The organism is Pantoea sp. 18059 (genome assembly GCF_902706165.1).
Taxonomy (GTDB): domain Bacteria; phylum Pseudomonadota; class Gammaproteobacteria; order Enterobacterales; family Enterobacteriaceae; genus Pantoea; species Pantoea agglomerans.
Genome location: NZ_CACSJS010000004.1, coordinates 253,459 through 276,989 on the forward strand (window position 1 = coordinate 253,459; position 23,531 = coordinate 276,989).

Here is a 23,531-nt window from a genome sequence, read left to right on the forward strand (position 1 = left end):
TAAGTAAAACTGATATAAATCAGCATTCTTAAGTCTAAGATTTTTCTTAAGATAGCGGCACTGCCTACCTTGTTATTTTATTTCCTTTATTTTGGGTTGAATCGTTAATAAACACCGGGTGAAAAAGCACTGACTCTGGATAATCCGTAAGGAAATATTATGAAACTCAAGCTTTTTCTGTTTGCCGCTGCAGGATTAACTGTCGCTATTCCGTCATTAACCCAGGCGGCGACGACCTCGGGAACCATCAATGCCACGTTAACCCTGACCACCGGTTGTCTGGTGAACGGCCAGTCGGCTACGGCGGGCGTTAACTTCGGTACCCTGAACTTTGGTAGCAGCGCAGCCACTTTCGATACCCTGAACGCCACACTGGTCGGTGCGGCTGGTAACGGTATTTTTGTGCGCTGCACCACTGGTCAGGATTACAACGTGGTGGTCACCAGCAGCAATACTGCACCGGCGACCATCTACGGCACCGCCTCTGCATCGCCGCGTTATCTGGTACTGGGATCGGATAATGCGCAGGGCATCGCCTATACCCTCTACAGTGATGCCTCCTTTACCACGGCGATCGCCAACAATACGCCTATCGCCGCCAGCGGTACCACCGATCCGACGCTGGGGACCAACTACGCCATCTATGGCCGGGTGGTCGGCGGCGGCTTCAATCCCCTGATCCCTGCCGGAACCTATACCGACACGATTAACGTTGCCGTGAACTATTAACTGCTGTCGCAGGTAAATACGGTTGGTTCTCTGGCGATCCTGCCTGACGATCGCATGCGGTCTGCCCCTGCTGACAGGGAGTATCAGCGCCTGGAGTCTGCCAACCAGCACCTTCCAGGTTACCGCGTCGATTGTGGCAGGCTGCGTGATATCCGGTACCAATACCGGCGTCTTTGGCACGCTTAATTTCGGCACGCAGTCTGGCGTGGCGGCGAGTACCGTCAACGCCAGCTATCTGCAGAGCACCTCAATTAATCTCGCCTGTACACCGGGCACAACGCTGAGCATGAGCATTAATCAGGGCAACAATTTCACCACGACCCGTAACCTGAAGCTGCCCAATTTCAGCAACACCGTTCCCTACACGCTCTTTAGCAACGCCAGCCGCACCACGGTGATCCCGGTGAACCAGGCGGTGCCGCTGAGTTATAGCAATGCCAATAACATTACGCTGCCGATCTACGGTCAGCTACAACTGCCCGGCACTGCGCGCGCCGGCGTTTATACCGACACGCTGACCGTCACCCTGAGCTGGTGAGGTGATAGAAAACAAGGATATGATCATGAAGCCACTGCGCGCCCTGTTGCTGCTGCTAAGTTCCACCCTGCTCTCCCCGGCCTTCGCCGCGAATTCGGTCATGATCTGGCCCATCGATCCCGCCATTAATCCTGAAGAGAAAGCCAGCGAACTCTGGCTGGAGAATCGCGGTAACAGCACCACCATGATGCAGATCCGCGTCTTCAGCTGGCAGCAGAACAATGGCCAGGAGCAGTATCAGACTCAGCAGCAGGTGGTCGCCAGCCCGCCAATGGTGCGGATGGAGCCAGGCCAGAAACAGCTGGTCAGGCTGATTAAACAGACGCCGCCTGCGGCCGGTAAAGAGCTGGCCTATCGGGTGGTGCTGGATGAGATCCCGACCCCGCGTAATCCCGGCGAGAATCAGGCCGGGCTGACCTTCCAGATGCGCTATTCGGTGCCGCTGTTTGTTTACGGTACCGGGCTGAACACAGACAGCGCTCGCCCGGCTCTGCGCTGGCAACAGGTCAGCGAGGGCGGCAGGCGCTGGCTCCAGTTAACCAACAGCGGCAGCGGTCACGCCCGGCTGAGCAATGTGGCGATTGGTGGTCGCAAACTGGGCGAAGGCTTATACGGCTATGTGCTGGCTGACAGCTATCACCGCTGGCCGCTCACCTCGCCAGTAAGCGGCGAACTCACCGCAGAGGTTAACAAGAGCCAGTGGCGCAGCGCTGCCCAGAAGTAAGCGCTGAATGAGACCGTTTTCCCTGCATCCCTGCGCGCTGGCCGTGGCCAGCGTCATTTACGCTGTTACGCCGGATCCTGTGCTGGCGGAGACTTACTCATCCCTGCCCCCGCCACCCAGCCTGCAGACCAGCAGCAACGGTCAGCAATATATGCTGGAGCTGGTGATTAACCAGCAGGAGAACGGCAATATTGTGCCGGCAGAGCAGCGCGACGGTCATTTCTGGATTCGCAGTGGCGATTTGCAGCGTGCCGGCCTGCCAGCGGATAAGCTGGGCCAGCAGCCGCAGGTCGATGTCAGCAGCCTGCAACCCATCAAAGTAGAGTATGACGCTGCGCGACAGCGTCTGCTGCTGACCGTACCGCCTGAGTGGCTACCCGGTCAGGTGATTGGCGAGGCGAAGAACGGACCGCGCTATCCGGGCCGTACCAGCAGCGGCGCGCTGATTAATTATGATCTTTACGCCAGCCGCACGGATAACAGTGGCTCCCGCCTGTCCGCCTGGAACGAACTAAGGCTGTTTGGTGATGCCGGTCATTTCTCCACTAACGGCGTCTGGCAACAGCAGCTGGAAGGCAGTACGACTTATCAGGATGATGGCTATATCCGCTACGACACCTGGTGGAGCAATGAAGATGAGAATGCGGCGGTAAGCTGGCGAGTCGGCGATCTGGTCACCGACTCGCTGGCCTGGACCAGCAGCGTGCGGCTCGGTGGCATCCGCGTCGGTCGCGACTTCAGCGTCCGTCCCGATCTGGTGACCTATCCGCTGCCCGCTTTTTCCGGTCAGGCCGCCGTGCCTTCCACCGTCGATCTCTTTATCAACGGCTATCGCTCCAGCCAGGCGAACGTGCAGCCTGGCCCCTGGTCGATGACCAATGTGCCATTCGTTAACGGCGCAGGTGATGCCGTGATCACTACCACCGATGCGGTTGGCCGCCGTGTCACCACCACCATGCCGTTTTACGTCTCCAGTAACCTGCTGAAATCGGGGCTGTCGGACTACGCCTTCTCTGCCGGGGCAATCCGCGAAAACTATGGCATAAAGAACTTCGATTATGGTGAGGCAGCGGCCAGCGGCTCTTATCGTTACGGTATGACCGACTGGCTGACGCTGGAGAGCCACGCCGAAGGCAGCGAAACGCTGGCGATGGGCGGGCTGGGTGGTCAGCTGCGCGTCGGCAGCTGGGGCGTGGTCAACGGCGCGGTGGCGCAAAGTCAGCTCGATGGCGAGAGCGGCAGGCAATATAGCTGGGGATATCAGTACAATAACCGCTGGTTCAACATCGGCACTCAACAGACCCAGCGCAGCAGCGACTTCGGCAATCTGGCGCTGGTCGGCAGCCGTGCCGGTAGCCAGGCGGATAGCCGCTACGCACTCTCACGCCGCAGTGCTCAGTACAGCGCCAGCGTCTCGCTGAACCGCTTTGGCAGCGTCGGTGCTGCCTTCATCGACATCACCGACGGTCAGGGCGATCGCACCCGGCTGTGGAACCTCTCATGGAGTAAAAACCTGTGGGGTAACAGCAGTCTGTATGTCTCGGCCAGCCGCGATCAGCAGGAGAAAAGCTGGACCGGGGCGATTTCGCTGGTGATCCCGTTTGGCGAACAGGGCAGCGTGGCCCTCAGCAACGAACGCGACCAGCGTGGCCGCGACAGTCAGCGCGTTTATGCCTCACGCGCCATGCCCAGCGACGGCGGGTTCGCCTGGGATGCCTCCTGGGCGAATCAGAGCGGAGACAGCGGCGATTATCGTCAGGGCAGTCTGCGCTATCGCAACAACCAGATTGATACCTCGGCGGGCTTCTATGGCGATGATGATAACCTCACCCAGTGGGCCGATCTCTCGGGTGCGCTGGTGTTAATGGACAACAGCGTCTTTGCCGCTAACGAGATCAACGACGCCTTTGTGCTGGTGAAGACCAACTATCCCGATGTTAACGTGCGCTACGAGAATCAGTCGATGGGACGCACCAATCAACAGGGCTATCTGCTGGTGCCCGCCATCAGCAGCTACTACCCGGCCAAATATGATATCGACACCCTCGACCTGCCGGCAGATATGACCACGCCACGGGTTGAGCAGCGCTTTGCGGTGAAACGCCAGAGCGGTTATCTGCTCAACTTCCCGGTGGAGAAACTGCGCTCAGCCAGCGTAATCCTGGTCGATGCGCAGGGCCAGCCGCTGCCGGTATCAAGCCTGGTGCAGCGTCCCGATCATCCCACCGAGTATGTCGGCTGGGATGGCATCGTCTGGATGGAAGATCTCACCGCAAGTAACCCGATGCAGGTGGTGACGCCCGATGGCCGCCAGTGCGAAACCGAACTGCGCATCGCCAGCGGTCAGCCGCAGGCGCTGAAAACTTACGGCCCCCTGACCTGTGCGCTGCCCGCCCCTGCCGCAGGCAGCGCCCCCTCTCCCGCTGAATCTTTTACGTCCGGAAACCGACCATGATGAAATCTGTGATACTGGCTGGCCTGCTACTCTTACTGCCGTCGCTGGGCTACGCCGCCTGCGCCCTGCCCGCATCGACCGCCAGTTTCGGTTCAGTCACAACCTTTGTGGCTAACACCACCGTCAGTTCCACCACCACCAATGCCAACGTCAACTGTGGCGCGGGTGCCGGGCTGTCGCTGCTGGGCAATAACCAGATCACCTTTCAGCTGACGGGCGCGACCAATAGCAACGGCACGCGCGGTACGCTGAAACGCAGCGGTGATACCGGCAGCGATAATGTGCCGGTGCGGCTCTGCACCGACACGGCCTGCGCTACCGAACTGACGATTGGCGGCACGCCATTTGTCTATGGTTCGCAGACCCTGATCAACCTGGCGGGTTTGCTGGGCAGCCTTAACTTCGCCATCCCGGTCTATCTGCGCACCGTTCCCGGTCAGGTGGTCGCCGCCGGGACGTACCAGCTGACGCTGAATATGGCCGTGACTTATCGCATCTGCACCAGCGTTGCGATTGGCAATGTCTGTTTAAGCGAGCAGAACGGCAGCGGTGTCATCCCGATTAATATCACCGCCATTCTTACCAATGACTGCACCACCATTACCGCGCCGAATATCAGCTTTGGCAGCGCGCCGCTGGTCGGCAGCTTCTCCGCCGTATCACAGACCATCAACGTGTTGTGCAGCAAAGGCAGCACCTATACCGTCGGGCTGAGCAACGGCAGTTATCCGGTGGGCAGCGTCAGGAATATGGCGAGCGGCGCGAATCGGCTGAGCTATGAAATTTATAAAAGCACCACCAGCAATCGCTGGGGATCGGCAGGCACTGAACGCTGGAGCAGTACCACCTCGACGGCGGTATCCACGGATGGACTGACGCGCGGTTTTAACTACACCGCGCGCATCCTGACCACGCAGAACACGCCGCCAGCCGGAAACTACAGCGACAGCGTGGTGGTCGATTTGTCGTTTTAGAGTGAAGCACTGACCGGCGTGCCGCTGTGACGGGTCTGATACTGCTTCACCATCCGGCCAATCAGCAACGTGCCGATCAGCCCACAGACTGCGGCAAAGGTCAGCCAGACGCCCGGCATCGCTTTGTCACCGGTGGCGTGGATCAGGTAGCTGGAGATGGCAGGCGTAAAGCCGCCAAACAGCGCCGTCGCCAGGCTGTAAGCCATGGAGAAACCGGCGGCGCGCACCTCAGCAGGCATGATCTCCGCCAGATAGACCACCATCGCACCGTTATAGCTGGCATAGAGAAACGACAGCCACAGTTCCGCTTCCAGCAGGTGGGCGAAGCTGGCCGATCCCACCAGCCAGTGCAGCACCGGCCAGGTGGTGACAATCATCAGCAGGGTAAAAATGATCAGCAGCGGACGGCGACCGACGCGGTCCGACAACGCCCCCATCAGCGGCAGCCAGATGAGGTTTGAGACACCGACACAGAGCGTCACCAGGAACGCCTGCTTGTCACTCATCATCAACACCGTTTTACCAAAGGTCGGGGTAAAGGCGGTGATCATGTAGAACATCACCGTGGTGGTGACCACCATCAGCATCCCCGCCAGCACCAGCGCCCAGTTGCTGGCGACCGACCGCATGATTTCCGTCATGCTCGGATGATGTTTACGTTTGCTGAACGCCTCGGTCTCTTCCAGCATCCGGCGGATATAGAACAGGAACGGCACAATCAGACAGCCGATCACAAACGGGATACGCCAGCCCCACTCCGTCACCGCCTCTTTCGCCAGCAGATGATTCAGCATCAGACCCAGCAGAGCAGCAAAGATCACCGCAATCTGCTGGCTGCCCGACTGCCAGCTGACGAAAAAGCCTTTGCGTCCTTTGGGCGCGACTTCGGCCAGATAGACCGACACGCCACCCAGCTCCACGCCCGCCGAGAAGCCTTGCAACAGCCGTCCCAGCAGGATCAGAATCGGCGCTGCCACGCCCAGGGTGGCATAGCCCGGCACCAGCGCGATGGTCAGGGTGCCCATCGCCATTAAGCCCAGCGTCAGCAACAGCCCTTTACGACGACCATGATGGTCGATGTAGGCACCGAGGATGATCGCCCCCAGCGGGCGCATCAGGAAGCCTGCACCGAAAGTCATCAGGGTCAGCATCAGGGAGGCAAACGGGTCATCGCCGGGAAAGAAGGTTTTTGAAATGGCGGTGGCGTAGTAGCCAAACACCATAAAATCGTACATCTCCAGGAAGTTACCACTGGTGACGGTGAAGATGGTTCGGGCGGCACTTTTCGGCGGCTTTTGTAAAGAGGGGGTGTGACTCATAACGGCTTCCTGTTGTTTTTTAGCCGTTTTAGCCTGCCTGATGCGGGATTAATGTGACCTGGCTCACCATTGCACTTTACAAACCCATGTACATAAGTAACAACTAATTAACAAGTCAGTTCGAGGAGCATAAGTGATTACCCTGGCCCTGATTTGCCTGATTTTATAGGGCTGGAGAGCAGCCATAAAAAAAGGCGACCTGAACAGTCGCCTTTTTCCTGAGCCGGATAACCCGCTATTTCTTCACGGTTTCCATGCCCATCAGACCAATTTTAAGATAGCCCGCCGTGCGCAGCTTATCCATCACGCTCATCAGCGTTTCATAATCGACTGACTTATCCGCCTGGAAGAAAATGGTGGTCTCTTTGTTGCCCTGGGTCTGGTTAGTCAGCACGTTAACCAGCGACTCCGGCGTGACCTGATCGTTACCGACGTAAAGCTGCTTATCCGCTTTAATCGACAGATAAACCGGCTTTTCCGGGCGCGGCTGTGGCGCGCTGGTTGAGGCGGGCAGATTGACGCGTACGTCGACCGTGGCCAGCGGCGCGGCCACCATAAAGATGATCAGCAGAACCAGCATGACGTCGATAAACGGCGTCACGTTGATCTCATGCATTTCACCATCCGTTTCCAGATCGTCGTTTAATCGCATTGGCATAAGAACTTACCCTAAGCGCAGTTTCTGAGCCGTCGCAGGACGCGGAACATCAGTGGCGACGGTGCCCAGATCGATATCACGGCTCTGCAGCAGCATCACCTGAGCGGCGACATCACCCAGCGAGGCTTTGTAGTTGGCGATCATGCGGGCAAAGACGTTGTAGATCACCACCGCCGGAATCGCAGCGATCAGGCCAATCGCGGTTGCCAGCAGCGCTTCGGCGATACCCGGTGCAACAACCGCCAGGTTCGTCGTCTGGGTTTTAGCGATGCCGATAAAGCTGTTCATGATGCCCCATACGGTGCCGAACAGGCCGATAAACGGCGCAACCGAACCGATGGTCGCCAGGAAGCCATTGCCCCGGCCTGCATGGCGGCTGAACGCAGCGACGCGGCGCTCAAGGCGGAAACTGGTGCGATCTTTAATCCCGTTGGTATCTTCCACGCCAGCCGACAGTTCAAGCTCATTCTGCGCATCATTCAGCAGCACCACACTGTGGCTGTGACCGGTAAACGACTGGGCAATGCGGGCGGCGTCATTCAGATTGCGGGCTTCGCCCAGCGCCAGATGCTCGCGCTTCAGGCGGCGCTTAGCGGCGCTGAGTTCGGCATATTTGCCGAAGAAGATCGCCCAGGTCACCACTGAGGCCAATAACAGGCCAATCATGACCACCTTTACCACGATATCGGCATGTTGATACATGCCCCAAACGGAGAGGTCCGTTTGCATCAAATCACTGGCTACCACGCTGCTTCTCCAACTTCTGATTCAGGGATGCGAGACAAGCGCGAATAATAGCAAAACGACGGCGAATTGATAGTAGTTCTCATTAGTATTTACAAAGCTGATCGCCGCCATTTACCCGCAATTGACCAGGTTTAAACACTTTTGACAAGGATGTTTCGAAAATGTGAAGTTGCATGAAAATTTATTAAAACATCGTTTCAAAATGTGATGGCATTCATTCAATCAGCATTGCCGCATTTTACTGGCGCGCGTTTTCACTATGCTGGCTCCACACGGTTCTCTCCGGTTAGCCCCCGACGCCGGACGCCGTCCTACCTCTGCGGGAGACAAAATAATGAGAATGACGAAAACATGCCTGGCCAGTGCCCTGGCGGCGATGATGATGAGCGCCACCGCCACGGCACAGGTGATCAAAGTGGCTGAAGTCCAGCCTGCCGGTTATCCGACCGTGGTCGCCCTGCAGCACATGGGCGACAAACTCAAACAGGCCACCGATGGACGGCTGGAGATGAAGCTCTTCGCCGGTGGCGTGCTGGGGGACGAAGATCAGACGCTGCAACAGGTGCAGCTGGGCGCAATCGACATGATCCGTGTGTCGCTGGCGCCAGTCACCTCGATCGCCCCGGAAACCAGCGTGCTGACCCTGCCCTACATTTTCCGCGACATTGACCACATGCACAAAGTGCTGGATGGCGAGATAGGCCGCGAGATTGCCGACAAATTCGATAAAGATCCCAACGCCCGCATGGTGTTCCTGGGCTGGACCGATGCCGGTGAGCGCAACATGATCACCAAGAAGCCGCTGGCAAAACCGGAAGATCTGAAAGGCATGAAGATTCGGGTGCAGAACAGCGCCATCTCATTGGCGACCCTGAAAGCGATGGGCGCGAATCCGGTGGCGATGGGCGTCAGTGAAGTGTTCAGTGCGATGCAGACCGGTGTGGTCGATGGCACCGAGAACAACCCACCGACCTTTGTCGCCCATAACTATATGCCGGTGGCGAAGTACTACACCCTCAGCGGCCACTTTATCCAGCCAGAGATGATCCTGTTTTCAAAACGCGCCTGGGATCGCCTGAAACCTGAGGATCAGGCGCTACTGAAGAAGCTCGGCAAAGAGGCGCAGGATGAGGAGCGCCAGCTCTGGGCGACCTATACCGAAGAGTCGATCGCCAAAATGAAGGCGGGTGGCGTCACCTTCCAGCAGACCGACCGCGACTACTTCGTCAAAGCGACCCAGCCGGTGCGCGATCAGTTTGGCGGCAAATATCAGGATCTGATGACCCGGATCGCTGAGGTGAAATAACCCTTCCGCGCCACACTGCCGTGTGGCGTGCTTAATCAGGTATCAATTATGGCTGCTTATACACGTCTGATGGATGGGCTCTATCTGCTGTGCATGCTGATTGCCGCCGTGGCACTGATGATTATGGTGACGGTGATCCCGATCGGGATCTTCGCCCGCTACGTGATGAACGGCGCGCTCTCCTGGCCGGAACCGGTGGCCATTATCTGCATGATCATTTTTACGTTTATTGGCGCACCGGTCGGACTGCGGGCCGGAACGCATATCTGCGTTTCCATGGTCACCGATCGCCTGTCACCCGCCCGGCAACGCCTGATGCTGCGCGTCAGCGATCTGCTGATGATCATCACCTGTCTGGTGATCTTTCAGGCCAGTTACAGCCTGTGCGAAGCGATGTGGGTGCAGACGCTCGCTTCATTACCGGCAGTAACTTACGGCGAGATGTATCTGCCGATTCCGATTGGCGCGATCTTCACCCTGCTGTTTGTTGTTGAGCGATTGCTGACCGGCGATCAGAGCCAGCGGCCGATTGTCACGCTGGGCGGCACCCACTAACGCGGAGCAGAAAAATGGATGCATTGATCTTGATAGGCAGTTTGCTGGTGTTGCTGATGGTGGGTTTTCCGGTCGCCTTTGCGGTGGGGCTGAGCGCCTTTATTGGCGCCTGGTGGATCGATCTGCCGCTCGAAGCGGTGGTGATTCAGGTGACCAACGGCATTAACAAATTTTCGCTGCTGACTATCCCGTTCTTTATTCTCGCGGGTGCGATTATGGCGGAGGGCGGGATTGCCCGGCGGCTGGTCAACTTCGCCTATATCTTTGTCGGCTTTATCCGCGGTGGCCTGTCGCTGGTGAACATTGTCGCCTCCACCTTCTTTGGCGCGATTTCCGGCTCATCGGTGGCGGATACCGCCTCGATTGGCTCGGTGATGATTCCGCAGATGGAGGAGAAAGGCTATCCGCGTGATTTCGCCGCCGCCGTCACCGCCAGCGGCTCAGTGCAGGCGGTGCTGACGCCACCCAGCCACAACTCGGTGATTTACTCGCTGGCGACCGGCGGCATGGTGACCATCTCCTCGCTGTTTGTTGCCGGTATCTTTCCCGGCCTGCTGCTGGGTGGCTGCCTGATGATAATGTGCCTGGGTTTTGCCCATAAACGCGGCTATCCCAAAGGAGAACGTATTCCGTTTCGTCAGGCGCTGAAAATCTTCTTCGACGCGTTCTGGGGCCTGTTTACCGTGGTGATCATCATGGGTGGCATTCTCTCCGGTATCTTTACCGCCTCGGAGTCCGCCGCGATCGCCTGTATCTGGGCCTTTTTCGTCACCATGTTTATTTATCGCGACTTTAAATGGAACCAGCTACATATCCTGCTGTTCCGCACCATTAAGACTGTCACCATCGTGATGGTGCTGATCGCCTTTGCCGCCGGATTTGGCGCGGTGATGACCTTCATGCAACTGCCGACGATTATCACCGAGGCCTTTACGAGCCTCTCCGATAACAAATATGTGATCCTGATGTGTATCAACATCCTGCTGCTGGTGGTGGGGACGCTGATGGATATGGCACCGCTGATCCTGATCCTGACGCCAGTGCTGTTGCCGGTCGCCACCGCGCTTGGCGTCGATCCGGTTCACTTCGGCATGATCATGCTGACCAACCTCGGGATCGGCCTGATCACCCCGCCGGTCGGTACGGTACTGTTTGTCGCCAGTGCGGTCAGTAAGCAGAAAATCGAGCAGGTGGTCAGAGCCATGCTGCCGTTTTACGGCATGCTTTTTATCGTGCTGATGCTGATTACCTATATTCCCGCCATCTCCCTCTGGTTACCGCGCCTGATGGGCGTGATGTAGCGTCGGCAAAATCGGGTCCGGTGGCGGACCCGATTTTCATCCTGCGAAGCACTCTGATAATCACCATTGAGTCTCAACCCTGCTGGTCGTTTCGTGGTAACGTGAGGGCTTAGTCAGAAGCGGCAAAGGCGACTCATGACCACCAGAAAAATTGATACCACGCTCGTCAGTGCAGGACGCAGCAAGCGTTATACCCAGGGCTCGGTGAACAGTGTGATTCAACGGGCCTCCTCGCTGGTTTTTGATACGGTCGCGGAGAAGAAACGCGCCACCGCCGGTCGGGCAAAAGGCGAACTCTTTTATGGCCGTCGTGGCACCCTGACGCACTTTGCGCTGCAGGATGCGATGACGGAGCTGGAAGGCGGCGCAGGCTGTGTGCTCTACCCCTGCGGCGCGGCTGCCGTGGCGAACGCGATTCTGGCGTTTGTCGAGGCGGGCGACCACGTGCTGATGAGTGGCGCAGTCTATGAACCGACCCAGGATTTCTGTACTAAGATCCTGACTAAGCTGCAGGTTTCAACGGGCTGGTTCGATCACTGTATCGGCAGTGAAATCGGTGAGCTGGTGCAGCCCAATACCCGGGTCGTTTTCCTGGAATCACCGGCCTCTATCACGATGGAAGTTCAGGATATTCCGGCGATTGTGGCGGCGGTTCGCGCCAAAGCGCCCGAGGCGATCATTATGATCGACAACACCTGGGCGGCCGGTATTTTATTTGATGCGCTGGCGCACGGCATCGATATTTCGATTCAGGCGGGCACCAAATATCTGATTGGTCACAGCGATGCGATGATCGGCACGGCGGTCGCCAATGCGCGCTGTATCGATCAGCTGCGCGAGAACTCCTATCTGATGGGTCAGATGGTCGATGCCGATACCGCCTACATGGCGAGCCGGGGGCTGCGCACGCTGGGTACCCGTCTGCGTCAGCATGAAGAGAGCGCGATTCAGGTGGCAGAGTGGCTGGCAGCGCGTCCCGAAGTGGCGCGGGTTAATCACCCGGCGCTGGCGCAGAGCAAAGGTCATCAGTTCTGGCAGCGTGATTTTAACGGCAGCAGCGGCCTGTTCTCTTTTATCCTGCAGGAAAAACTCAGCGCGCCCCAGCTGGCGGAATATCTCGATCACTTCCATCATTTCAGCATGGCTTACTCCTGGGGCGGCTATGAATCGCTGATCCTGGCGAATCAGCCGGAAGAGCTGGCCGCGATTCGTCCGGCGGGTGGAGTCGATTTCACCGGTACGCTGGTGCGGCTGCATATTGGTCTGGAGCACGTTGACGATCTGCTGGCTGACCTGGACGCCGGTTTTGCGCGCCTGACGCGTTAATAAACTCAGGCAAAAGATAAACAGACGCTAAACAGAAGATGAACCGGGTAGCGGCCACCCGCAGAGTTTGCCGGGCTGCTGCTCATTTATTGTTAAAATTTATCCCAGACCGTTCAGGTCATCAGTGAGGTCGCTGCATTTATTGCGCAGCGCCGCGACCGATTGCCTGAATGCAGACGGATAGTTCCTTGTGACGTGATGGAATAGCAAATGGGTGTTTTACACGAGATTGTCCACGCGCTCTGGCATCAGGATTTTGCCGCGCTGGCAAATCCGGATGTGGTGTGGGTGGTGTACGGCGTGATGTTCCTGACGCTGTTTCTGGAAAATGGGCTGTTACCCGCCTCTTTCCTGCCGGGCGACAGCCTGCTGCTGCTGGCGGGTGCGATGGTGGCAAAAGGGGTAATGGATTTTGTGCCGACGATGGTGATCCTCACCACCGCCGCCAGCCTGGGCTGCTGGCTGAGCTATCTGCAGGGTCGCTGGCTGGGAAATACCCGGCTGGTGAAGAGCTGGCTGATGCATCTTCCGGCGCAGTATCACCAGCGTGCCTGGAATATGTTTAACCGTCACGGCCTGATGGCGCTGCTGGTGGGCCGTTTTCTGGCCTTCATCCGGACGATCCTGCCGACCATGGCGGGCATTGCGGGCTTGCAGAATGGTCGCTTCCAGCTCTTCAACTGGCTCAGCGGCGTGCTGTGGGTTGGCATCGTCGTGACGTTTGGCTATGGCATCAGCCAGGTGCCGTTCATCAAGCGTCATGAAGATCAGGTGATGGCGATCCTGATGATACTGCCGATGGTGTTGCTGTTTCTCGGGCTGTTCGGCAGCATTCTGGTTATCTGGAAAAAGCGTCGGCAGAAACAGGCCTGACGTCAGCGCGTAGCATCAGGATCCGCCGCCACTCAGGCGGACGGATCCGCTACTGTCTGCCGCACACGACTCACCTCTTCCCCTGGCGTCACGCCAAAATAGCGCTTAAATTCCCGCGAAAACTGTGAGGGACTTTCATAGCCAACCCGCACCGCCGCCGCACTCGCTTTCAGTCCATCGTGCAGCATCAGCAATCGCGCCTGATGCAGGCGATATCGCTTGAGATACTGCAGGGGCGACGTCTGCGTGACCGCTTTAAAGTTATGGTGAAAGGCTGAAACGCTCATGTTCACTTCCGCCGCCAGCGCATCGACGCTGAGGTTTTCCGCATAGTGATTCTCAATCCGTCGCAGGGCACGCGCGATCAGGCTGAATTGCGTCTGTCGGCTCACCAGTGAGAGCAGCGCACCACCAATCGGGCCAGTCAGCACGTAGTAGATAATCTCCCGCACGATGTGCGGCCCCAGCACCCGCGCATCGCGTGGCTGGGTCATCACATCAAGCAGCCGCTCAGCGGCACACAGCATCGGTTCCGTCAGCCACGCCGAGTGGATCCCTGAGGTCTGCGGCTGCGGCTGGAACTGATCGTCATCGCCGATTTCAATCAGCAGATCCTGCAGGCTGGCGGTATCGACATTAAGACACAGCCCGGCAATCGGCACCTCTGGCGAGGCCCAGGTTTCGCACTCCACCGGCAGCGGCACCGTGAGCATCAGGTACTTGCTGGCGTCATACTGAAACACGGTGCTGCCGAGATAGCCGGTTTTGCTGCCCTGAAACAGGATCACAATGCCGGGCTGATACATCATCGGCGTACGGGGACGATATTGATTAGCGTAAATCAGCGACACATTTTCGACCGGGCAAAGACGGTCGTGACCATGGGTCATTAATGTGACGACCTGCTGCGCCAGCCGGTGACACAGGGCATCGTGCGCCATAGCGACTCCTTTTACGGGCAAAAAGCCAGTGTGCCGTGCGAATGCCTGAATCACCAGCAGCCTGGAGAATCAGGCAAGAAATTTACCGGATCGGGCATGGCGGCAGAACCACTGTTGTTGCCTCAGCTAAGCAGGCTGAGAATTGTTGGCTAGACTTAAGCACAGTGAAATCTCACGGATTAACCGCAACGGAAAGGAGCAACTATGGCAGACCAACCCATTATCAAACTGCGCGATGGCAATATGATGCCGCAACTCGGACTCGGTGTGTGGCAGGCCAGCATTGAAGATGCACGTCATGCGGTGCTGAAAGCGCTGGAGGTCGGCTATCGCTCAATCGATACCGCCGCCGCCTATAAGAATGAAGAGGCGATTGGCCAGGCACTGCAGGAAACTGACGTGCCGCGTGAAGAGATTTTCGTGACCACCAAACTCTGGAACGACGATCAGCAGAACGTTCAGCAGGCGATGGAAACCAGCCTGGAGAAACTGAAACTGGAGCAGGTTGATCTCTATCTGATGCACTGGCCGTGCCCGGAAAAAGACAATTATGTCGATGCCTGGAAGAAGATGATTGAATTGCAGCAGCAGGGGCTGACTAAAAGTATCGGCGTCTGTAACTTCCATGAGGCGCATCTGAAGCGACTGCTGGATGAAACCGGTGTCACGCCGGTGGTGAACCAGATTGAGCTGCACCCGATGCTACAGCAGCGCACGCTGCATGCGTGGAACGCACTGCATCAGATCCAGACCGAATCCTGGAGTCCGCTGGCGCAGGGCGGCAAAGGGGTCTTCGATCAGGAGATAATCAAGTCGCTGGCGAAGAAATATGGCAAGACGCCGGCACAGATCGTAATCCGCTGGCATCTGGATAGCGGCCTGGTGGTGATTCCGAAGTCGGTGACACCAGCCCGCATTGAAGAGAACTTTAAGGTGTTCGACTTCCGTCTGGACAAGCATGAAGTGAGCGATATTGCGAAGCTTGACAGCGGCAATCGTCTGGGGCCGGATCCGGAAACCTTTAACTAAGGCTGGGCGTCACCAGGTGACCTCACCTTATCTGCCCTGCGGCTGGGGCAGCTAACGATTAACGCGGTCAGGCGGGTTCTTCCTGCCTGACCGCGCTGTTATGCGCTGGGCTGCACCACTAGCTGACCGGCAGTGCCGCGGTCGGCCAGCTCCAGCGTCTGACTGTAGTAGACGAACGGGAAGTGATCTGACGAACTTTGCGGGAAAGTGACCATCAGTTCCACGCTGCCATCGACCCACACCGTATCTTTCCAGCCACGATCTTCGCCCATCGGCTGTGCACCATTGACACTTTTAATCAGGAACATCACGCCCTGGATATGCAGCGACTGTGGCCGGTCAGCATGCAGGATCCAGCGCTCAAAGGTGCCCTGCTGTGCCGTGGTGTCAATGCGGCTCATATCCCAGATCGCGCCGTTAATGCCCGGCATGCTGTCACCGATGCGGAATTCACGGGTGCGAACCGCCACGCCATCCAGAATCTGATCGGCCAGCAGCCGCATCGGCAGATTATCCGTCACCAGCGGCAGCAAGCCGGTTGGCCGCAGCGTCAGGATCAGGGTTGACGTCAGAATGGAGGATGGCTCAAAGAAACCGCGCAGCCGATCCATAATGCCCGCCGCCGTACCTGCGGTAATCGACACTTCATCGCCCTGCGACATATCCACCAGCACTTCGCGGCGTTCGCCCGGCGCCAGTGACAGGCGCTGCACCGCGACCGGCGCAGGCAGATAGCCCTGATCGCTGGCGATGACCATAAACGGGCGATTGTCGCTGAGCACCATCTCATAGCGGCGCGCATTCGAGGCGTTCAGCAGACGCAGACGCACCCAGCCGCGTGATACCTCCACAAACGGATTGCGTACGCCATTCACCAGCAGCGTGTCGCCCAGGAAACCGCCATCCTGCGGTGGGTCATAGACCGGCGTGGCAAAGTTATCGAGCCGCTTGTCCTGAATGATAATCGGGAAGTCATCGACGCCGTAATGCTTCGGCAACGGCAGCTGCCTGCCAATATCATCTTCCACCAGCCACATCCCCGCCAGTCCGTTATAGATGTGCGGAGCCATGCGGTTCGGCGTGTTGGCGTGATACCAGCAGGTTGAGGCCGCCTGACGAATCGGCAGCACCGGCGACCAGTCGACACCGGCTGACATCATACGCGGCGCGCCACCCATCAGCGCGCCCGGCAACTGCAGGCCGCTGATAGTCATGGAGACCGGCTCGTTCAGACGGTTGCTGTAGATCAGCTTAACGTCGTCGCCGCTGTAAACCCGGACGGTCGGGCCAAGATAGAGGCCATTAATGCCCCACACCGGCACTTTGTTGTTGTCGCCATTAAAAGACCAGTGGCTGCGCTGCATTGTCAGGAACAGCGGCTGGCCGCGACGGGATTCCAGCAACGGCGGAACCGGAAGTGGCGTATCGCCATTAGCTGAAGAAGCGGCACGCGCCGCATGAGGTAGTACACTGGCGCTAAGCGCCGCTCCGGCAGAAAGCTGGATGAACTGACGTCTGCTGAAAGACATAAAACTTCTGACCCTTTACGCGTGGCGCTAGGCGCCGACCCTGTTTTTATTGATCTGTTTTTGCTGTGCTGCGTTCACGGCGGGCGGACGTGCCCCGCCGTGCGGCATCCCTGCAGGATAGTTCGGCGAATGGTTCGCCGGTCAGATATTTCCGTTTTTTTCGCGTTCTGCGACTTCGGCGTTCAGCTCTTCCAGCTTTGCCGCCATCAGTTCGCGACAGTGGGTCGCCAGCTTACGCACCGACGACGACTCGAAAGCCTTTACATCAATCGGTGGCAGCATCTCAACGATCACCAGCCCGTTTTTCCAGCGATTGAGGTTGATCTTGCCATGCGTGTTAGAGACCACAATCGGAATGATCGGCACACCCGCCGCCACTGCGGCGTGAAAGGCACCGGTTTTAAACGGCAGCAGGCCGCGGCCACGACTGCGCGTCCCTTCCGGGAACATCCAGATGGAGATGCGCTTACTGTTAAACTCATCCACCAGCTGACCGATCGTGCCGCGTGCTTTTGCACGGTCATCGCGATCGATCAGCAGGTTACCGGTCAGCCAGTAGAGCAGGCCAAAAAACGGCACCCACAACAGGCTCTTCTTGCCCACCGTCACCGTACAGGGCTGCACCATTTTAGCCGCGGTGACCATGTCATAGTTGTTCTGATGGTTCGCGATGTAGATCGCATTACCATAATTCTCAGCACCTTCCGGTCTGCGCAGTTCTACTTTAAGGCCAAATACCGTCGACAGTTTGCCGAACAGATGGCCAAATGTGGCGACATGACGCGGATTACGCGGTGAAAACAGACACCAGATACAGCCAGATATACAGACTAAGATCGAATAGATGACCACAATAATGGCACGCAGAATCAGTAACATAGTTCCCTCATTGAGCCACGGCTGACGCGGTGTCAGCCGGGTAGTTTACGCTTCGCTATCCGGGCTCGCCGGACGCGCAGGCGCATCCAGTTCAACACGATCAATTTTTTGCAGGCCGCGCGGTAACAGCGTGCCGCGACGTCCGCGATCGGCGCGGAATTTTTGTAGCTCTTCACTGCGCAGCAGCATTTTACGCTTGCCCACGTGCAGCGTGATAGCGCTGCCCGGCGGCAAAATCATCAGCCAGGCCAGTTTGTCCTGACCGGCGGCCGCTTCCGCGGATGGAATCGAGATGATTTTGTTGCCCTTGCCTTTCGACATCTGCGGCAGCTCCCCGACCGGGAACATCAGCATCCGTCCCGCCTGGGTGATCGCCAGCAGCATGTCATCTTCATGATGGACGGCCATCGGCGTCATCACACGGGCGTTTTCCGGCAGCGTCAGCAGCGCTTTACCGGCGCGGTTGCGCGACACCAGATCGCTGAAGGTACAGATAAAGCCAAAACCCGCATCAGAGGCCATCAGCAGGCGCTGGTCATCCGGCTCCATCAGCACCTGTTCAACTACCGCACCCGGCGGTGGCGTCAGCTTGCCGGTCAGCGGCTCGCCCTGCCCGCGCGCGGAAGGCAGCGACGTCGGATCCAGCGTGTAGCTGCGGCCGGTGGAGTCGATAAAGGCCACCGGCTGATTGCTCTTGCCGCGTGCTGCAGCCAGATAGCTGTCGCCCGCTTTGTAGCTGAGTCCGGCTGGATCGATATCGTGGCCTTTGGCGCTGCGCACCCAGCCCATCTGCGACAGCACAATGGTCACCGGTTCAGACGGCACCAGCTCGGTTTCGCTCAGGGCTTTGGCTTCTTCACGCTCACGCAGCGGCGAGCGACGATCGTCGCCGTAGCTGGCGCTGTCAGCCTGTAACTCTTTTTTCAGCAGGGTGTTCATCTTGCGTTCAGAGGCCAGCGTGGCCTGCAGCTGATCGCGCTCTTTTTCCAGCTCCGCCTGCTCGCCACGGATCTTCATCTCTTCCAGTTTTGCCAGGTGGCGCAACTTCAGTTCGAGGATCGATTCGGCCTGGGTTTCGCTGATGCCAAAGCGTGACATCAGGACCGGCTTAGGCTCATCCTCAGTACGGATGATCTCGATCACTTCATCGATGTTCAGGAACGCAACCAGCAAACCTTCCAGGATATGCAGGCGGCGCAGCACGCGATCCAGGCGGTGATTCAGACGACGTTTGACCGTATCGCGGCGAAACACCAGCCATTCGGTCAGGATCTCATGCAGATTTTTCACCGCCGGGCGGTTATCCAGCCCGATCATGTTGAGATTAACGCGGTAGCTCTTTTCCAGATCGGTGGTGGCGAACAGATGGTTCATCACCTGATCGAGATCGACGCGGTTGGAGCGCGGAACGATCACCAGGCGGGTCGGGTTTTCGTGATCCGATTCATCACGCAGATCCTCCACCATCGGCAGTTTTTTATTGCGCATCTGGTTCGCAATCTGCTCCAGCACGCGCGCGCCCGACACCTGATGCGGCAGCGCGGTAATCACCGCCTCGCCCTCTTCCTTCTTCCAGACTGCACGCTGGCGAATCGAGCCGCGACCGGTCTGATAGATTTTGCGGATCTCGTCACGCGGCGTGATGATCTCCGCCTCTGTAGGATAATCAGGCCCCTGGACAATATCCAGCAGCTGTTCCAGCGTGGTTTTCGGCGAGTCGATCAGTGCGATGGCGGCCTGAGCCACTTCGCGCAGGTTGTGCGGCGGAATATCGGTCGCCATACCCACGGCAATCCCGGTGGTGCCGTTCAGCAGAATATTGGGCAGGCGCGCCGGTAACATCTTCGGCTCCTGCAGCGTGCCATCAAAGTTCGGCTGATAATCGACCGTCCCCTGACCCAGCTCACCCAGCAGCAGCTCGGCATATTTCGACAGGCGGGATTCGGTGTAACGCATCGCCGCGAATGACTTGGGATCATCCGGTGCACCCCAGTTACCCTGGCCATCGACCAGCGGATAACGGTAGGAGAACGGCTGCGCCATCAGCACCATCGCTTCATAACAGGCGCTGTCGCCGTGCGGATGGTATTTACCCAGCACGTCACCTACGGTACGCGCCGATTTTTTGAATTTTGCGCTGGCGCTCAGTCCCAGTTCGGACATGGCGTAGACGATACGTCGCTGAACCGGCTTTAATCCGTCGCCAATGTAAGGCAGGGCGCGGTCCATGATGACGTACATCGAATAGTTTAAGTACGCATTCTCGGTGAATGTGTGCAGGGCAAGACGCTCTGCACCATCCTGAGTCAGTTCACTCATTAATTTCTCATCCTCACATCGTGGCCCACAACGGCGGGACACCCGGCGGTGGTTTGGCGAGGATAGTACCTTATTCGCTGGTGTTAGTCACAGGGGAAGCGCGGGAGAGCAGGCGTCCCGCCGCGCGATTTCATGTGCCGGAGGCACGCCGGATTCAGACCGGCAAGTGTCTGACCTGTCTGTGGAAGTGGCTCAGGGCTTTGCACCCATCCACTGGCGGGCAATGTCACGATATTCGCCTGTGGCGGTGCTGAGATGCAGCCACTGATCGACATAGAGCTTCCAGCTGATATCGTCACGCGGAATCATGTAAGCCTTCTCGCCATACTGCAGCGGTTTGTCGGGATTGATCGCGCAGAGCGTCGGGTAATGCTGCTGCTGAAAACGCGCTTCAGAGGCATCGGTGATCATCACATCCGCCTTGTTGTCCACCAGTTGCCGGAAGATGGTGACGTTATCGTGGAACAGCGTCAGTGAGGCCTTTGGCAGGTGGCTGTGCACAAAGGCTTCGTTGGTGCCGCCTGCCGGTTCAATCAGCCGCACGTCAGGCCGGTTGAGCTGTTCGATGGTCTGGAAGCGATCTTTATCGCTGCAGCGCACCAGCGGGATTTTGCCATCCACATCCAGCGGCCGGGCGAACCAGGCGGTCTGCTGGCGTTTCAGCGTGACGGAGACGCCGCCGACGGCGATATCACACTGCTTTGCCAGAAAATCGGGCATCAGGTTTTTCCAGCTGGTTGGCACCCACTCCACTTTCGCGCCGAGCGAGGTAGCCAGCGCGTTCGCCATGCTGATATCCAGCCCTTCATACTGACCATCGGGTCGCAGGTAGCTGTAAGGCTTGTAATCACCGGTGGTGCAGACCTTAAGCGTTTTAGAACTGAGGATGGTGTCGAGATGAGATTGTGCCTGGACAGCATTGCTGGCCAGCAGCAAAGCGAAGACTATTTTTTTCATTTTGCGTTTTTCTTTAATTGTTTTCATGGTGAGTTTGCCTGCCGATGGTGCCATAAACCGGCGCATTGTTGCTTCCACAGCAAAAGTGTTGTGATCAACCTCCCATTTTTCTGCGACCGTAGCGCGCGTAAGCTAAGCGCCATATTCAGGAAATGAGGCAAACAATTCATGAGCAAGATTTTAATTATCGATGGCGGCAAAACCTTTGCCCACTCTAAAGGCGAACTGAACCACACGCTGACCGACGTTGCGGCCAGCCAGTTGCGTGACATGGGGCATGAGGTGTCTGTGACCCTGGCTGACAGCGACTACGTGGTCGCAGATGAAGTGCAGAAATATGTCGACAGTGATGTGGTGATTTATCAGATGCCAGGCTGGTGGATGGGCGAGCCGTGGACCGTGAAGCGTTACATCGATGAAGTCTTTACCGAAGGCCACGGCTCGCTCTACGCCAGCGATGGCCGTACCCGTTCTGATGCGGCAAAGAAATATGGTTCCGGCGGTCTGCTGCAGGGCAAAAAATATATGCTGTCACTGACCTGGAACGCGCCGCTGCAGGCCTTTACCGACCCGGAGCAGTTCTTTGAAGGCGTCGGCGTCGACGGTCTTTATCTGCACTTCCACAAAGCCAACCAGTTCCTGGGCATGGAAGCGCTGCCGACCTTTATCTGCAACGATGTGATTAAAGCGCCGGACGTGCCACGCGATATTGCCGCTTATCGGACCCATCTTAGTCGCGTTTTTGCGTAAGATGGCTGGGGGACACCCCCTATTTTCCCACGAAAGAGGAATTCGCGAATGTTAACAGTCGTTGCTGAAATTTGTGTCAAACCCGGTCGCCGTCAGGCCGTGCTGGATGCGGTGAAAAAACTGATCCCGCTGGTTTTAGAAGAAGAAGGCTGCCATCAGTATGACGCGCTGCTGGACCATCAGGCGCAGGTGCCGTGGAAACAGAACTCGCCGGACTCCATTTTTATGCTGGAACAGTGGGAAACGCTGCGTCATCTGGAGCAGCATCAGCAGATGCCGCACATGGATGCGCATCGCGCCATCATTAAAGATGATGTCGTGGATGTGAAGATTCTGGTGCTGGAACCCAGCGCCTGATTCGTGCTGAAGGCTTAACCCCTTTTCGGTAAAAGGGGTCAGGCTGCTGACAACCTCAAACCTGAGTGCCTCTGGCAGCAATGAATTAGCTCAACGCGAAGGGAACACGGTCAGAAGAGGAAAGCGTCCCGCGCCAGGGATGGCGCGGGTAGAGCGACCAGGGACTGGCTTGAGCGTCTTTCCGATCTGACCGTGTTCCCTGTGCAAGCACAATCTCACAGCGAATCCGGCCAGACTTGCCAGCATCTCCAAACCCCTGCCCTATGACAGGGGTTTTTTATTATGCCAGGAGAGATCACAGCAGCTGACGCCGATCAATCTCGGTGCGGAGAAAATCCAGAAAGCAGCCGATGCGCGAAGAGAGCGTGGTGTTACGGTAATAGACCGCATGCACCGGCAACCGCAGCTCGCGGGTTTCAGCGGGGAGAACCGGCACCAGCCGGCCTGCCGCGCAATCTTCCCGGCTGACAAAGTCGGAGAGGCGTGCGATCCCCTGTCCTGCCAGCGCCAGCTGCCGGATGGTTTCGCCGCTGGAGGCAGAGATTGTGGGCTTAATGCGCATGAAATCGCCATCAGGCTGCCATATCGGCCAGACGTTGTGCGCCTCAAGATGGCTGAAGCCGATGATTTGATGCTGCGCGAGATCGGCAACGCTCTGCGGGGTGCCCGCTTTCGCCAGATAGGCCGGACTGGCCATCAGCCGGATCGCACTGCTGCCAAGCATCCGGGCGCGCAGCGTAGAGTCGCGCAGTTCGCCGATGCGAATGGCAATGTCCGTTTGCTGCTCCAGCAGATCGATCAGGATATCGTCGGTATTCAGTTCAAGCTGGATCAGGGGATAGCGGGCGCGGAAATCGTCCACCAGCGGCACAATCACATGCAGCATAAAAGGGGTGGCGGCGTTTACCCGCAGCCGCCCTGACGGCATCTCGCGCCGCAGGGCTATCTGCTCTTCGGCCTGCTCAACCGAGGCCAGGATCTGTCGCGCATGCTCCAGAAAAACCTGTCCCTCTTCGGTCAGCGCCAGCCGTCGGGTGGTGCGATGCAGCAGGGTGGTCTGCAGCTTACTCTCCAGCCGGGACAACGCCCGGCTGATGCCCGAACTGGTCTGCGCCAGCTGGGATGCCGCCGCGGTAATAGAACCGCTGTCCACCACCGCCACCCAGGCGCGTAGCTCTTCCAGGGTAATTTTCACAAGGGTTACTGTCTCTGCTCTGAATCTGCCGGGTTCTCCGGGGATGTGCTGGCTGAAGCACAAAGAGAAC

General features: G+C 57.8%; 22 protein-coding genes. 13 read left to right on the forward strand and 9 right to left on the reverse strand.

The window, feature by feature from the left end:
- The first annotated feature begins 159 nt into the window (after window positions 1–159).
- From GVJ63_RS13145 to GVJ63_RS13165, 5 genes are read left to right on the forward strand one after another with little or no spacing between them, the layout of a single operon-like run.
- On the forward strand, window positions 160–729 hold the full coding sequence (locus tag GVJ63_RS13145; RefSeq protein WP_010249006.1) for a spore coat protein U domain-containing protein: 570 nt from the start codon (window positions 160–162) through the stop codon (window positions 727–729).
- Between the two features lie 22 nt (window positions 730–751).
- Window positions 752–1,267 carry a spore coat U domain-containing protein gene (locus GVJ63_RS13150; protein WP_159226994.1) on the forward strand — a complete coding sequence of 172 codons (516 nt, stop codon included), beginning with the start codon at window positions 752–754 and terminating at the stop codon, window positions 1,265–1,267.
- A gap of 25 nt (window positions 1,268–1,292) precedes the next feature.
- Window positions 1,293–1,991: a molecular chaperone gene (locus GVJ63_RS13155; protein WP_010671112.1), complete on the forward strand. Its 699-nt coding sequence runs from the start codon at window positions 1,293–1,295 to the stop codon at window positions 1,989–1,991.
- A 7-nt stretch (window positions 1,992–1,998) separates the two neighbouring features.
- Window positions 1,999–4,446: a fimbria/pilus outer membrane usher protein gene (locus GVJ63_RS13160; protein WP_158131382.1), complete on the forward strand. Its 2,448-nt coding sequence runs from the start codon at window positions 1,999–2,001 to the stop codon at window positions 4,444–4,446.
- Window positions 4,443–5,420 carry a spore coat U domain-containing protein gene (locus tag GVJ63_RS13165; RefSeq protein WP_010671114.1) on the forward strand — a complete coding sequence of 326 codons (978 nt, stop codon included), beginning with the start codon at window positions 4,443–4,445 and terminating at the stop codon, window positions 5,418–5,420. Before GVJ63_RS13160 ends, GVJ63_RS13165 begins: the two co-directional genes overlap by 4 nt.
- Here the strand turns inward: GVJ63_RS13165 and GVJ63_RS13170 are convergent.
- From GVJ63_RS13170 to exbB, 3 genes are all read right to left on the reverse strand, one after another.
- Window positions 5,417–6,739 carry an MFS transporter gene (locus GVJ63_RS13170; protein WP_010671115.1) on the reverse strand — a complete coding sequence of 441 codons (1,323 nt, stop codon included), beginning with the start codon at window positions 6,737–6,739 and terminating at the stop codon, window positions 5,417–5,419. The two genes, GVJ63_RS13165 and GVJ63_RS13170, sit on opposite strands and share 4 nt — an antisense overlap.
- Before the next feature lie 235 nt (window positions 6,740–6,974).
- Complete coding sequence (gene exbD / locus GVJ63_RS13175; protein ID WP_159226995.1) at window positions 6,975–7,397, reverse strand: TonB system transport protein ExbD; 423 nt, start codon at window positions 7,395–7,397, stop codon at window positions 6,975–6,977.
- A 6-nt stretch (window positions 7,398–7,403) separates the two neighbouring features.
- A complete protein-coding gene (gene exbB, locus GVJ63_RS13180) occupies window positions 7,404–8,126 on the reverse strand; it encodes a tol-pal system-associated acyl-CoA thioesterase (protein WP_022623877.1) in 723 nt (240 codons plus the stop codon).
- Between the two features lie 352 nt (window positions 8,127–8,478).
- Here exbB and GVJ63_RS13185 point away from each other — a divergent pair, with 352 nt between their 5' ends.
- From GVJ63_RS13185 to GVJ63_RS13205, 5 genes are all read left to right on the forward strand, one after another.
- Window positions 8,479–9,450: a TRAP transporter substrate-binding protein gene (locus GVJ63_RS13185; RefSeq protein WP_010249015.1), complete on the forward strand. Its 972-nt coding sequence runs from the start codon at window positions 8,479–8,481 to the stop codon at window positions 9,448–9,450.
- Window positions 9,451–9,498: 48 nt separating this feature from the next.
- Window positions 9,499–10,005: a TRAP transporter small permease gene (locus GVJ63_RS13190; protein ID WP_010671117.1), complete on the forward strand. Its 507-nt coding sequence runs from the start codon at window positions 9,499–9,501 to the stop codon at window positions 10,003–10,005.
- Between the two features lie 14 nt (window positions 10,006–10,019).
- Entirely contained in the window at window positions 10,020–11,306 is a 1,287-nt protein-coding gene (locus tag GVJ63_RS13195; RefSeq protein ID WP_010671118.1) for a TRAP transporter large permease, read from the forward strand.
- A 135-nt stretch (window positions 11,307–11,441) separates the two neighbouring features.
- Window positions 11,442–12,632, forward strand: a complete 1,191-nt coding sequence (gene metC, locus GVJ63_RS13200) for a cystathionine beta-lyase (protein WP_010671119.1) — start codon at window positions 11,442–11,444, stop codon at window positions 12,630–12,632.
- A 210-nt stretch (window positions 12,633–12,842) separates the two neighbouring features.
- Window positions 12,843–13,505 (forward strand): DedA family protein, encoded by a 663-nt coding sequence (locus tag GVJ63_RS13205; RefSeq protein ID WP_010249020.1) that lies wholly within the window; start codon window positions 12,843–12,845, stop codon window positions 13,503–13,505.
- A 32-nt stretch (window positions 13,506–13,537) separates the two neighbouring features.
- Here GVJ63_RS13205 and GVJ63_RS13210 read toward each other — a convergent pair whose 3' ends face one another.
- Complete coding sequence (locus GVJ63_RS13210; protein ID WP_159226996.1) at window positions 13,538–14,446, reverse strand: AraC family transcriptional regulator; 909 nt, start codon at window positions 14,444–14,446, stop codon at window positions 13,538–13,540.
- Window positions 14,447–14,650: 204 nt separating this feature from the next.
- Here GVJ63_RS13210 and dkgA point away from each other — a divergent pair, with 204 nt between their 5' ends.
- A complete protein-coding gene (gene dkgA, locus GVJ63_RS13215; RefSeq protein ID WP_010249022.1) occupies window positions 14,651–15,475 on the forward strand; it encodes a 2,5-didehydrogluconate reductase DkgA in 825 nt (274 codons plus the stop codon).
- Window positions 15,476–15,573: 98 nt separating this feature from the next.
- On the opposite strand, the gene ftsP is transcribed toward dkgA, so the two are convergent.
- The 4 genes from ftsP to GVJ63_RS13235 all read right to left on the reverse strand — a co-directional run bounded on the left by ftsP (window position 15,574) and on the right by GVJ63_RS13235 (window position 21,213).
- Window positions 15,574–17,004: a cell division protein FtsP gene (ftsP, locus tag GVJ63_RS13220; RefSeq protein ID WP_010249023.1), complete on the reverse strand. Its 1,431-nt coding sequence runs from the start codon at window positions 17,002–17,004 to the stop codon at window positions 15,574–15,576.
- 141 nt (window positions 17,005–17,145) lie between these two features.
- Complete coding sequence (locus GVJ63_RS13225) at window positions 17,146–17,883, reverse strand: 1-acylglycerol-3-phosphate O-acyltransferase (protein ID WP_010671121.1); 738 nt, start codon at window positions 17,881–17,883, stop codon at window positions 17,146–17,148.
- Between the two features lie 45 nt (window positions 17,884–17,928).
- Window positions 17,929–20,202: a DNA topoisomerase IV subunit A gene (gene parC / locus GVJ63_RS13230; protein WP_159226997.1), complete on the reverse strand. Its 2,274-nt coding sequence runs from the start codon at window positions 20,200–20,202 to the stop codon at window positions 17,929–17,931.
- Window positions 20,203–20,394: 192 nt separating this feature from the next.
- A complete protein-coding gene (locus GVJ63_RS13235; protein WP_029519639.1) occupies window positions 20,395–21,213 on the reverse strand; it encodes a transporter substrate-binding domain-containing protein in 819 nt (272 codons plus the stop codon).
- Window positions 21,214–21,327: 114 nt separating this feature from the next.
- On the opposite strand from GVJ63_RS13235, the gene GVJ63_RS13240 reads away from it, so the two are divergent.
- Both GVJ63_RS13240 and GVJ63_RS13245 read left to right on the forward strand, forming a co-directional pair.
- Window positions 21,328–21,909 carry an NAD(P)H-dependent oxidoreductase gene (locus tag GVJ63_RS13240; protein WP_010249028.1) on the forward strand — a complete coding sequence of 194 codons (582 nt, stop codon included), beginning with the start codon at window positions 21,328–21,330 and terminating at the stop codon, window positions 21,907–21,909.
- 48 nt (window positions 21,910–21,957) lie between these two features.
- A complete protein-coding gene (locus GVJ63_RS13245; protein WP_010249029.1) occupies window positions 21,958–22,266 on the forward strand; it encodes a putative quinol monooxygenase in 309 nt (102 codons plus the stop codon).
- A 295-nt stretch (window positions 22,267–22,561) separates the two neighbouring features.
- Here GVJ63_RS13245 and GVJ63_RS13250 read toward each other — a convergent pair whose 3' ends face one another.
- Entirely contained in the window at window positions 22,562–23,461 is a 900-nt protein-coding gene (locus GVJ63_RS13250) for a LysR substrate-binding domain-containing protein (protein ID WP_010671124.1), read from the reverse strand.
- Window positions 23,462–23,531 lie beyond the last annotated feature (70 nt).

What these genes read in the sequence shown, in the direction of transcription:
- dkgA (WP_010249022.1), top strand. Translation starts at nt 14,651, where the DNA reads ATGGCAGACCAACCCATTATCAAACTGCGCGATGGCAATATGATGCCG.
- ftsP (WP_010249023.1), bottom strand. Translation starts at nt 17,004, where the DNA reads ATGTCTTTCAGCAGACGTCAGTTCATCCAGCTTTCTGCCGGAGCGGCG.
- GVJ63_RS13235 (WP_029519639.1), bottom strand. Translation starts at nt 21,213, where the DNA reads ATGGCACCATCGGCAGGCAAACTCACCATGAAAACAATTAAAGAAAAA.
- exbD (WP_159226995.1), bottom strand. Translation starts at nt 7,397, where the DNA reads ATGCCAATGCGATTAAACGACGATCTGGAAACGGATGGTGAAATGCAT.
- GVJ63_RS13210 (WP_159226996.1), bottom strand. Translation starts at nt 14,446, where the DNA reads ATGGCGCACGATGCCCTGTGTCACCGGCTGGCGCAGCAGGTCGTCACA.
- GVJ63_RS13155 (WP_010671112.1), top strand. Translation starts at nt 1,293, where the DNA reads ATGAAGCCACTGCGCGCCCTGTTGCTGCTGCTAAGTTCCACCCTGCTC.
- GVJ63_RS13190 (WP_010671117.1), top strand. Translation starts at nt 9,499, where the DNA reads ATGGCTGCTTATACACGTCTGATGGATGGGCTCTATCTGCTGTGCATG.
- exbB (WP_022623877.1), bottom strand. Translation starts at nt 8,126, where the DNA reads ATGCAAACGGACCTCTCCGTTTGGGGCATGTATCAACATGCCGATATC.
- GVJ63_RS13240 (WP_010249028.1), top strand. Translation starts at nt 21,328, where the DNA reads ATGAGCAAGATTTTAATTATCGATGGCGGCAAAACCTTTGCCCACTCT.
- GVJ63_RS13170 (WP_010671115.1), bottom strand. Translation starts at nt 6,739, where the DNA reads ATGAGTCACACCCCCTCTTTACAAAAGCCGCCGAAAAGTGCCGCCCGA.
- metC (WP_010671119.1), top strand. Translation starts at nt 11,442, where the DNA reads ATGACCACCAGAAAAATTGATACCACGCTCGTCAGTGCAGGACGCAGC.
- GVJ63_RS13195 (WP_010671118.1), top strand. Translation starts at nt 10,020, where the DNA reads ATGGATGCATTGATCTTGATAGGCAGTTTGCTGGTGTTGCTGATGGTG.
- parC (WP_159226997.1), bottom strand. Translation starts at nt 20,202, where the DNA reads ATGAGTGAACTGACTCAGGATGGTGCAGAGCGTCTTGCCCTGCACACA.
- GVJ63_RS13245 (WP_010249029.1), top strand. Translation starts at nt 21,958, where the DNA reads ATGTTAACAGTCGTTGCTGAAATTTGTGTCAAACCCGGTCGCCGTCAG.
- GVJ63_RS13160 (WP_158131382.1), top strand. Translation starts at nt 1,999, where the DNA reads ATGAGACCGTTTTCCCTGCATCCCTGCGCGCTGGCCGTGGCCAGCGTC.
- GVJ63_RS13145 (WP_010249006.1), top strand. Translation starts at nt 160, where the DNA reads ATGAAACTCAAGCTTTTTCTGTTTGCCGCTGCAGGATTAACTGTCGCT.
- GVJ63_RS13165 (WP_010671114.1), top strand. Translation starts at nt 4,443, where the DNA reads ATGATGAAATCTGTGATACTGGCTGGCCTGCTACTCTTACTGCCGTCG.
- GVJ63_RS13185 (WP_010249015.1), top strand. Translation starts at nt 8,479, where the DNA reads ATGAGAATGACGAAAACATGCCTGGCCAGTGCCCTGGCGGCGATGATG.
- GVJ63_RS13225 (WP_010671121.1), bottom strand. Translation starts at nt 17,883, where the DNA reads ATGTTACTGATTCTGCGTGCCATTATTGTGGTCATCTATTCGATCTTA.
- GVJ63_RS13205 (WP_010249020.1), top strand. Translation starts at nt 12,843, where the DNA reads ATGGGTGTTTTACACGAGATTGTCCACGCGCTCTGGCATCAGGATTTT.